This is a genomic window from Saccharopolyspora sp. (assembly GCF_017434145.1).
Classification (GTDB): Bacteria; Actinomycetota; Actinomycetes; order Mycobacteriales; family Pseudonocardiaceae; genus Saccharopolyspora_C; species Saccharopolyspora_C galaxeae.
In genome coordinates this window covers 1-9,078 of record NZ_JAFRFW010000855.1, presented here as the reverse complement: position 1 = coordinate 9,078, position 9,078 = coordinate 1, and the positions used below count along the sequence as shown (strand labels likewise).

At 70.9% G+C, this 9,078-nt stretch carries 8 protein-coding genes; 4 read left to right on the top strand and 4 right to left on the bottom strand.

Features of this window, described 5'->3' with window-relative positions; all coding sequences use genetic code 11:
* From IJH84_RS23295 to IJH84_RS23285, 3 genes are all read left to right on the top strand, one after another.
* The coding region (locus IJH84_RS23295; RefSeq protein WP_367269082.1) for a shikimate dehydrogenase at window positions 1-551 on the top strand (551 nt) is incomplete at its 5' end.
* A gap of 30 nt (window positions 552-581) precedes the next feature.
* Window positions 582-1,802 carry an acyl-CoA dehydrogenase family protein gene (locus tag IJH84_RS23290; protein ID WP_200071807.1) on the top strand — a complete coding sequence of 407 codons (1,221 nt, stop codon included), beginning with the start codon at window positions 582-584 and terminating at the stop codon, window positions 1,800-1,802.
* A 36-nt stretch (window positions 1,803-1,838) separates the two neighbouring features.
* Entirely contained in the window at window positions 1,839-3,242 is a 1,404-nt protein-coding gene (locus IJH84_RS23285) for an MFS transporter (RefSeq protein WP_295149021.1), read from the top strand.
* A gap of 118 nt (window positions 3,243-3,360) precedes the next feature.
* Here the strand turns inward: IJH84_RS23285 and IJH84_RS23280 are convergent, their stop codons facing one another.
* The 4 genes from IJH84_RS23280 to IJH84_RS23265 all read right to left on the bottom strand — a co-directional run bounded on the left by IJH84_RS23280 (window position 3,361) and on the right by IJH84_RS23265 (window position 7,397).
* Window positions 3,361-3,705: a non-heme iron oxygenase ferredoxin subunit gene (locus IJH84_RS23280; RefSeq protein ID WP_200071809.1), complete on the bottom strand. Its 345-nt coding sequence runs from the start codon at window positions 3,703-3,705 to the stop codon at window positions 3,361-3,363.
* A gap of 46 nt (window positions 3,706-3,751) precedes the next feature.
* Entirely contained in the window at window positions 3,752-4,381 is a 630-nt protein-coding gene (locus IJH84_RS23275; RefSeq protein WP_295149017.1) for an MBL fold metallo-hydrolase, read from the bottom strand.
* Window positions 4,381-5,463, bottom strand: coding sequence for an S-(hydroxymethyl)mycothiol dehydrogenase (locus IJH84_RS23270; RefSeq protein WP_295149024.1), 1,083 nt, complete (start codon window positions 5,461-5,463; stop codon window positions 4,381-4,383). The genes IJH84_RS23275 and IJH84_RS23270 overlap by 1 nt, the downstream gene beginning before the upstream one ends.
* 497 nt (window positions 5,464-5,960) lie before the next feature.
* Window positions 5,961-7,397 carry a DNA-binding protein gene (locus IJH84_RS23265; RefSeq protein WP_295149013.1) on the bottom strand — a complete coding sequence of 479 codons (1,437 nt, stop codon included), beginning with the start codon at window positions 7,395-7,397 and terminating at the stop codon, window positions 5,961-5,963.
* Window positions 7,398-8,120: 723 nt separating this feature from the next.
* On the opposite strand from IJH84_RS23265, the gene IJH84_RS23260 reads away from it, so the two are divergent.
* The coding region (locus IJH84_RS23260; RefSeq protein ID WP_295149011.1) for a DNA-binding protein at window positions 8,121-9,078 on the top strand (958 nt) is incomplete at its 3' end.

The following is a 9,078-nucleotide window of genomic DNA, read 5'->3' as shown; positions in this document are numbered from 1 at the left end:
TCACGGCGGCTTTGCGGCCGGAGACGGGAATGTCGAAGCGGGCCAGGGCGCGGCTGATCGCGGGACTGTTGGACGTGTCGGCGCGCCACGAATCCCCGTGCGACACCAGTGAGTTCGCCGAACCCGAACTGCGCGCCGCCGCCCTCGCCCTCGCCGGGTGCGGCGCGGACACCGTGCTGGTCAACCGCGATCCCCGTCGCGGCCGTGCCGTCGCCGAACTGCTCGGCTTCGAGTTCACGCCCTTGGACGAGTTCCGCGCGGACGGGTATTCGCTTCTGGTGCACGCGACGCCGGTGACCGGCCGGGTGCCGTTCCGACCGGCCGAACTGCCCGACGACGCGGTCGTCGTGGACATGGTCTACGCCCCGGAGGAGACCGCGGTCAGCGCGGCCGCCCGCGAACGCGGACTCGCCGTCATCGACGGGTGGGACGTGCTGCTCGCCGACGCCGGCTGCCAGTTCCGCCTCATGACCGGACAGCACATCCCCACCGAGCAGACCCGCGCGCTGCTGCGAGCGGCGCGGAAGGCCCGGCGGTCCCCGCACCGCTGACTGGCCGACATCCGACAGGAAGGACCACACGTGGACCTCGACGGGACCTTGGAAGCAACGTGGCTGCACGAACTCAGCCCTGGAAGCCGCGACGTGCTCGGACGTGTCGGCGAAGTCGCCGAGGAGTGCGCCAAGCGCGCCGACGAGCACGACCGGGCGGCGACGTTCCCCGGCCGGGACTTCGACGATCTGGCCACCGCCGGCCTGAACGCGGCCACCGTTCCCCGCGAGCACGGCGGACTGGGACTCGGCCCGCTCAACGGCGACACGCTCGCGCTGTGGCTGATGACCAAGGAGCTCGCCAGAGCCGACCTCTCACTCGGCCGATGCTGGGAAGGGCACACCAACGCGCTCGTGCTCATCCACGCGCTGGCCACCGAACAGCAACAACAGCGCTGGTTCGACGGCATCGTGCGCCGCGGCGAGAAGTGGGTCGCCTGGAGCGGGGAGCCGCAAGCCCGAAAGCCCGGTGAAAACACCCGGTTCGGCACCAGCATCACCACCGTCGAGGACGGATGGGTCCTGGACGGCACCAAGGCGTTCGCGACGAGCGCGACCGGCGCGGACTGGGCCATTCTGCTGGTGAACACCGCAGGTCCCGGAGGCGCTCGGCACGCGGACGCGCCGGCCGACGGGCTGCTCCTGCTGGCGTGCGACCTCTCCGACCCCACCGTGACCATCGACGACTCGTGGTGGGACCCGATCGGCATGCGTGCCACCGCGAGCCATCTGGTCGAGTTCGACCGGACTTTCCTGCCCGCGCAGAACCTCATCGGTGCGCCGGGCGCCTATCTGCACCAGGGCTGGCAGAGCGCCTTCACCCCGCACTACGCGGCGAGCTTCCTCGGCGCCGCCGAAGGCGCCTTCGCCTATGCGCGCGAATACCTCATCCGGCAGGACAAAACCGCCGATCCCTACATTCAACAGCGCGTCGGCTCCATGGCCGTCAACGTCGAAACCGCTCACCTCTGGCTGGCCCACGTCGCCCGGCTCTGGGACGACGGCCAGCGCACCGGAGCGCAACGCGCAGGCAACCGCGCCCGCCACTTGGTCGAGCACCTCGCGCTGCAGACGGTCGACCACTGCATCCGCGCCTGCGGGGCGCGCAGCCTGGTTCGTCCGAGCCCGGTCGAACGGATCCTGCGCGACCTCACCTTCTACGCGCGCCATGACAACGACGATCACGTCCTCGCCACGATCGGACGAGCGGCGCTCGGGCAGACCCACGATTCCTCGTTCTTCAAACCCTGATCGCGCCCGTTCGCGCGTACCTGTGCAGGAGCTCTCGTGCCGATCGCCGTCGACCGGTCCAAGTCAGCGGGGAAGGAGGGGGCAGAACCCGGGAAATCCGCCAAGCGCTACCGCAGGCGGGTGATCGCCTCGGCTTCGGTGGCGTTGGCCATGACCGCGCCGGCGCAGACCGCGGCCATCTCGGTGTTCGTCGACCCGCTGAGCACGTCGCTGCACGTGTCGCGATCGGCGGTGGCCACGGCCTATTCGCTCGGCTCGCTGGTGGGTGCGCTGCTGATGCCACTGCTGGGGCGGTTGCTCGACCGCTTCGGGCCACGCCGCGCCATGGCCACCGTCGGGTTCTGCTTCGGTGCGGTCCTGCTGGCGACCGGTGCGGTGACCGAAGTCGCCGGACTGACCGCGACTTTCGTCGGCATTCGCGTCGGCGGGCAGGCAGCGCTGAGCCTCGTGGCGACCACCGCGGTGGCCGTCTACGTGCACCAGCACAAGGGCTTCGCGACCGGTGTGGTCTCGGCGGTCGGCAGCTCTGCGATCTCGCTGGCGCCCCTGGTGCTCGAGCGGCTGATCGGCGAGTTCGGCTGGCGCACCGTGTGGCAACTGGAGGGATGCGCCGTCCTCGCGCTCACCGTGCCCGCAGCGCTGTTCGTCATGCCAAGGCGCGTGCGCACGGACGACGCGGCCGCGTCGAGCACGACCCAAGCCGGATCGGCGCACTGCGTCGCCTCCGATTCGCCCTCCCGGGAGACCTCCGCCGACCGGACGCTTCGGCAAGCGAGCCGGACCGCGGTGTTCTGGGTCGTCATCGGCGGTTCGGGCGTATGCAGCCTGGTGACCACAACGTTGACCTTCCACCAGGTCTCCTTGCTGGGCGAACGAGGTCTGGGCGGCTCCGAGGCGGCCGCGAACTTCGTTCCGCAGCTGCTCGCGGGATTGCTGGCGAGCTTCCTGGTCGGCTGGCTGGCCGATCACGTCAGCGACCGAGCGCTCGTCATCGCCATCATGGCGGTCCTCGCACTCACCACGATCGGCGCCGGGTGGGTCCGTCCGGGTTGGACGGCCGTCGGGTACGGATTGGCGCTCGGCGCCTGCACTGGCGGCGTGCGCACGCTGAAGGCCGTGGTCTTCACCGATCACTTCGGCCCGGGGCATCTCGGAGCTCTGCGCGGCGCGGTGCATTCGGTCGTCATCGGCGCTTCCGCGCTCGGTCCCCTCGTTCTGGCCCTGGGCAGCGAGTGGTTCGGCTCCTATCGAGGCGCACTGGCCGTCCTGTGCGCACTGCCCGCACTGGTCGTCGCGGCGGCGTGCGGCGCAAAACCGCCGCGACGCCCACGGCGACATCGTGTGCCGTGGGCGACGTCGCCCGCAGCACAGGTTCGCGGATCAGCGCGTCGCCGCGGGCGGCCGGCTGGATTGCGTTCCGGCGAAACGGAAAACCCTTGATGAAGTCGGTCCGGAAGCCGGCGGCTCAGCAGCACGGCGATGGGGCGCTGCCCAGCTCGCGTTAGCCGCACCCCGCGAAGGCGGCGCGGAAGTCACGCGAATTCGTCCGCCCTCGCGGTCACGCCAACGTGCCGGAGAACCAGGTCTCGATGTGCACGATGATCTCCCCCGCGATCACCTCCACTTCGTAGGTGCGCAGCCGCTTCGCCGCGGGGCCGCAGAGCGGGTCACCGGTGCGCACGTCGAACTGCGAGCGGTGCAGCGGGCACTCCACCGACATGCCTTCGAAGCGGCCCGCGCTGAGCACGGCGAAGGCGTGCGTGCACAGGTCCTCCAAGGCGTACACGGTGCCGTCGACGTTGAAGATCGCGATCGCGGGGAAGGCGATGCGCAGCTTGCGTGCCGTGCCCGGCGGGAGCTCCTGCAGGCTGCAGGCCCGCACGCGGTGAGTGGTCCATCCCATCGACCACGTCCCTCCCACGGGCGCTCGCGATCGCGAGCGCGAGCGGCTAGTACCCCCTGCTGATCCACTCGTCGAGGTGCGGGCGCTCAGCGCCGATGGTCGTGGTGTCCCCGTGACCGGGGTACACCACGCGCGAGTCCGGCAGTGTGAACAGCCTGTCCCGAATGGACTCGACGATGACACCGAAGTCCGAATAGGACCGACCGGTCGCCCCCGGGCCGCCGGCGAACAGCGTGTCGCCGGTGAGAACCGCGTCCAGCTGCGGAACGTCGAAGCACACCGCGCCGGGCGCGTGCCCGGGGGTGTGCAGCACGTGCAGCGCGACTCCGGCGACGTGGATCTCCTGGCCGCCGGCCAGGTATCCGTCGGGGTCCCGGCTGCGGTGGATCTGCCGCCACAGCACCAGGTCGTCGGGGTGCAGCAGCAGCGGCGAGCCGGTGGCGCCGGTCAGCTGCGGAGCCACCCGCACGTGGTCGTCGTGCGCGTGGGTGGCCAGCACGGCCAGCACGCGGCGGTCGCCGATCACCTCGCGGATCGCGGCGACGTCGTGCGGGGCGTCGACGACGACGCACTCCTCGTCGTCACCGATGACCCAGACGTTGTTGTCCACCTCGAAGGTCTGCCCGTCCAGCGAGAAGGTGCCGGAGGTGGTCGTGTGGTCGACGCGGGCCGCCATCAGAACACCACCACCGAGCGCAGCACCTCGCCGCGCGCCATCTTCGCGAACGCATCCTCGACTTCGCCGAGCGCGATCTCCTCGGTCACGAACTTCTCCAGCGGCAACCTGCCCTGCTGGTACAGGTCGGCGAGCATCGGGAAGTCCCGGCTCGGCAGGCAGTCGCCGTACCAGGAGGACTTCAGCGCCCCGCCGCGACCGAAGACGTCCAGCAACGGGAGCTTGAGCTCCATGTCCGGTGTGGGAACCCCGACGAGCACGACGGTCCCGGCGAGGTCGCGGGCGTAGAACGCCTGCTGGTAGGTCTCCGGGCGGCCGACCGCGTCGATGACCACGTCCGCGCCGTTGCCACCGGTCAGCGACTTGATCTCGGAGACCGTGTCGTCCTCGGCGGCGTTCACGACGTGCGTCGCGCCGAATTCCGCGGCCCACTCGAGCTTCGTCGGATCGGTGTCCACGGCGATGATCCGAGCCGCCCCGGCCAGCCGGGCGCCCGCGATCGAGCCGTCCCCGACACCGCCGCAGCCGATCACGGCCACCGAGTCGCCGCGGGAGACGCCGCCGGTGTTGACCGCCGCGCCGATTCCGGCCATCACGCCGCAGCCGAGCAGCGAGACCACGGCGGGCCGGGCCGCCGGGTCGACCTTCGTGCACTGCCCCGCGTGCACCAGCGTGCGCTCGGTGAACGCCCCGATGCCCAGCGCGGGCGAGAGCGGCGTGCCGTCCTCGAGGGTCATGGACTGCTCGGCGTTACCGGTGTCGAAGCAGTACTGCGGGCGCCCGCGCGCGCAGGCGCGGCACTCGCCGCAGACCGCGCGCCAGTTGAGCACCACGAATTCGCCCTCGGCGACCTCGGCTACGTCCGGGCCGGTGGCCTCGACGATCCCGGCGGCCTCGTGGCCGAGCAGGAACGGGAAGTCGTCGTTGATCCCGCCCTCGCGGTAGTGCAGATCGGTGTGGCAGACCCCGCACGCCTGCACCCGGACCAGGACCTCACCCGGCCCTGGCTCGGGCACGTCGATCGGCACCACCTCGACCGGCTTTCCACGACCAGGTGCCACCACGGCACGCGACTTGATCATCCGCAGTCCCTTCGAGAAGAACTCCACCGTCCTGCGCGGCGATCCCCGGCTCTTCGCCGTTGCACGCACGACCCTTCCGGCGAAGCCCGCGAAGACCTCGCCCACGGCGCTGAACCGCACTGCGGGAGTTCGGGTGCCGTCCCGCGCCGACGGCCGCGGCGAAATCGACCGCGTAGCGGACATCGGAAAGCGCTGTCGCGCGCCGCCCGGCCCTGCGTCAGGTCGTCCGCGTCCGCGCGGTCATCCCGGGCCACCTCGTTGCTCACCTCCCGGCCGACGCCGCGCGCGAATCGTTCCCGCGGCATCGGCCCGCTCGGCCGCCCACGCGCACGGCGGGTCGTTCAACGGGAACGGTCCCGGACCGAATTCGCTGCGCGGTCGGCGCAAATGCGGTGTTGCCGAGGAAAAGCCTGTGCGACGCACGGAGGTGGGACAACCGATCTCCAACCACCGGAGAGAGATCGTGAACGAACGGCGGCGGCACCGCGACGAGCGGATCAGAGGCCGAGCAGCCGCCGGATCTCCGGTGCGTGCCGCCGCGAAACGGGCACCAGCTCGTGCGAGCGGGGCTCGGTGATCAGCACGAGTTCGCCCTTCACACCGCGCTCCAGCTCGGCGACCCGGCGCAGGTTGGCCACGAAGCGCCGGTGCACCCGCCGGAAGCCGTGCGGGGTCAGCAGTTCCTCGACGTTGTCCAGGCCGCGAGTGGCCGCCTGGATGCGCCCCCGGTCGGTGCCCAGCCACACGATGTTGCGATCGGCCTCGGCGTAGCGGATCTCCGCGGGAGCCAGCAGCACCAGCCGGTCGTTGCGGATGCCGATCACCCGCCGCGGCAGCGAAACAGCCGCCGACTGGGCGGTGTTCTCGTACGGCTCGCCCTCCTGCATCCCGAACGCGCAGAACATGCCCACCACGTGGTTGGCGTCCACGACGGGGCGCAATGTGACCGGGATCGGATTCTCGCCCGGGCACACCGACAACCAGGCGTAACCGCTCCACTGCGGCCGCTCCACCGCCCGGCTGGTCGCCCAGCGCACGACCTCGGCGAACTCCGGGATGTCCGGCTGCCAGCGGTCGGCAGGCTCGACCACGCCGCTGATCACCGGGCTGCCGGTGGTCAGCCGCAGCAACGAGGCCGCCGCGTGGTTGGCCGCGACGACGTTGCCGCCGCGATCGATGGCCATGACCGCGCCGCTGTCCTGCGCGGCCTCGGCGTTGAACTCGGCGAGCACGCTCTTGGACTCGGACAGCGCGCGCCGGTAGATCTCCTGCTCCACGCTCGCGGCCGCCTGCGTCAGCCATTCCGGGACGCGCTCGGACATCGGCGCGTTCCACCGGGAGATGTTGATCGCGGCGACCGGCGAGCCGGTGACCACGTCGCGGATCGAGATGCCCGCGCAGGCCCACTGGTGGAAGCCCTCGCACCAGTGCTCCGGCCCGGTGACGGTCACCGGCCCCGAGACCTCGAAGGAGGTGCCCATCCCGTTGGTGCCGGTGCACTGCTCCGACCAGGACGACCAGGGGGCCATGTTGGCCGACTCGGCCCGCTTGCGGGTGCTCGGATCGCCCCAGGAGCCCAGGATCCGGCCTGCTCCGTCGGTCACCGCCACGACACCGCCGTCGAACTCGACCTCGCGGCCGGCCAGCGCGCCAAGGCCACCGAGCTTCGCGAAGATCACGTCGTTGTCCAGCCGGTGGTCGTTGTAGCCGGGGGCGTCTGGCGCGACGTGCAGCGTGGGGTCGACTTCGTACCGGTCCCGGCAGCGGTACCAGGAGGCGAGGATCTCCGGGCGCACGCCCTGCTCGACGTCCTCGCCCGTCGCGAAGCTCTCCCACGCCCGCGCGACCCGGCTCGAGGTGGCCACCAGGGAATCGGCCCCGTTGCTGCCGGAACAGCTCGGAACGATCTCCAGAGGTGGCACTCTCCCGGTCATCGCGACCTCCTCGTCGCTCGAAGGGCGGTACCCGCGCAGAATCTATCAGTGATAGCGGTCACAATGTAGCATTCGGAATGCCACTGATTCAAGACATGCGAGCTTTGCGCGACCGATCCATCGCACCGGCCGGAACTCCGGCGATCTCCTCTTTATCGTTGAAAAAGGCGTGTTCTCGCCCCCGATGCCGGACGACAGGATGCCGTGCGTTTTCCGCCGTGCCAACGGATCGACGACGAACGGCGGGCGATCACGGACGAACGGTCGCCGCCGGCTGATGAGCGGTCCGATGCTTCGCCGGCGGTGCCGCGCCCGCAACGACGGGAGTCGCCGCCAAAACCGCCGGAAATCCCGGGCGCAACCAATTGCCGCCCAGCTCGCCGCGCATTTCAATGGTTTTCCCGCCGAGCCCGGACTCCCGGAACGAACCTGCCGCCCGGACGCTTTTACGAGTTTCCGCGCGTGCTGCTCGCCCAACGCGCGCCAGCAGCGGGCGGGCAGTGCGATCGGGGTCGCGTTCGACGCGACCTTCACCGCCGCTGATGCGCGATCCCGGACCGTTCATCACCGCTCGGCCACCGCTCGTGCGAGGTTCGGGCGCGGTTGTCCCAGCCTGCTGGCACTCGCCTCGCTCGGCGTCTTAGCTTGCGATCTCGCGGTGGTCATCCTCCGGCGCGGGATCCGGGCCACCGGTCGGCTCGGTGCGACCAAAGGCGGTCTTGTATGGCGGAAGTGCACCGGCTCGCACCGATCTCCCGGACTCCGGGGAAGTCGACGGTCTACGGGGCGTGGGAGCGCTTCGTGCGGGGTGCGGACGACGTCCGCGGCGTGCGGCCGGAGGTGCTCGTCTCCTGGCTCCGCTGCCGGGACCGATACCGGGTCGATCCGAACATCACCGAGGCGCCGGTCGCGGTCGCCGAGGTCGACCACCCGCTCGAGCACGACGTGGTCTTCGCCGAACTCGGGTTCCGCGCGGCCACCGTGGCCCACGAAGTGGGCAATGCGGGCGGGGTCGTGACCGTCACCGACGCCACCGGCCGGATACTGGCCGAGTGGGGCGATCAGCGCACCCGCGATCGCGCCGCGCAGGCGAACCTCGCGCCGTGGTTCTCCTGGGCGGAAGGTTCCACCGGCACCAATGGCATGGGCACCGCGCTGGAGTCGCATGCGCCGGTGGTGGTCCGGGGCGCGGAGCACTGGTGCCAAGCCTTCCACGACTGGAACTGCGCGGGCGTGGCCGTGCGCGACGTGGTGACCAGCGAACCCATCGCCGCGCTCAACATCTCCTGCTGGCGCAACGAACTTCCCGACGCGGCGGGCGCTTGGTTGTCCAACGCCGCCACCCGGACCCGGTCCACCCTGCGCAAGCGCGCCCAGGACGGCTGCGCCGAGCTGATCGCCGCTTACAACCATGCGCGTGCGCGGGCGGGTGCGTCGTGGGCGGCGTGGGACCCGGCCGGGCAGGTGGTGATCGCCGACGATCGCGCGAGCGTCCTGTTAGGCGTGCCGGGATCGACCCCCGCGACCGACCCGGCCGCGCGCTGGGACCCCGGATTACCCGAACTGGTCCGGGTCGCCCGCTACGCCGCCGGACAAGCCGCGCACAACCCCGACTGGGTCGGCTCCACCCAGATCTTCACCCACCTCGCCGACGAACCCACACCGATCAACAGGGAAGGCT

What these genes read in the sequence shown, in the direction of transcription:
- IJH84_RS23265 (WP_295149013.1), bottom strand. Translation starts at nt 7,397, where the DNA reads ATGACCGGGAGAGTGCCACCTCTGGAGATCGTTCCGAGCTGTTCCGGC.
- IJH84_RS23275 (WP_295149017.1), bottom strand. Translation starts at nt 4,381, where the DNA reads ATGGCGGCCCGCGTCGACCACACGACCACCTCCGGCACCTTCTCGCTG.
- IJH84_RS23280 (WP_200071809.1), bottom strand. Translation starts at nt 3,705, where the DNA reads ATGGGATGGACCACTCACCGCGTGCGGGCCTGCAGCCTGCAGGAGCTC.
- IJH84_RS23270 (WP_295149024.1), bottom strand. Translation starts at nt 5,463, where the DNA reads ATGATCAAGTCGCGTGCCGTGGTGGCACCTGGTCGTGGAAAGCCGGTC.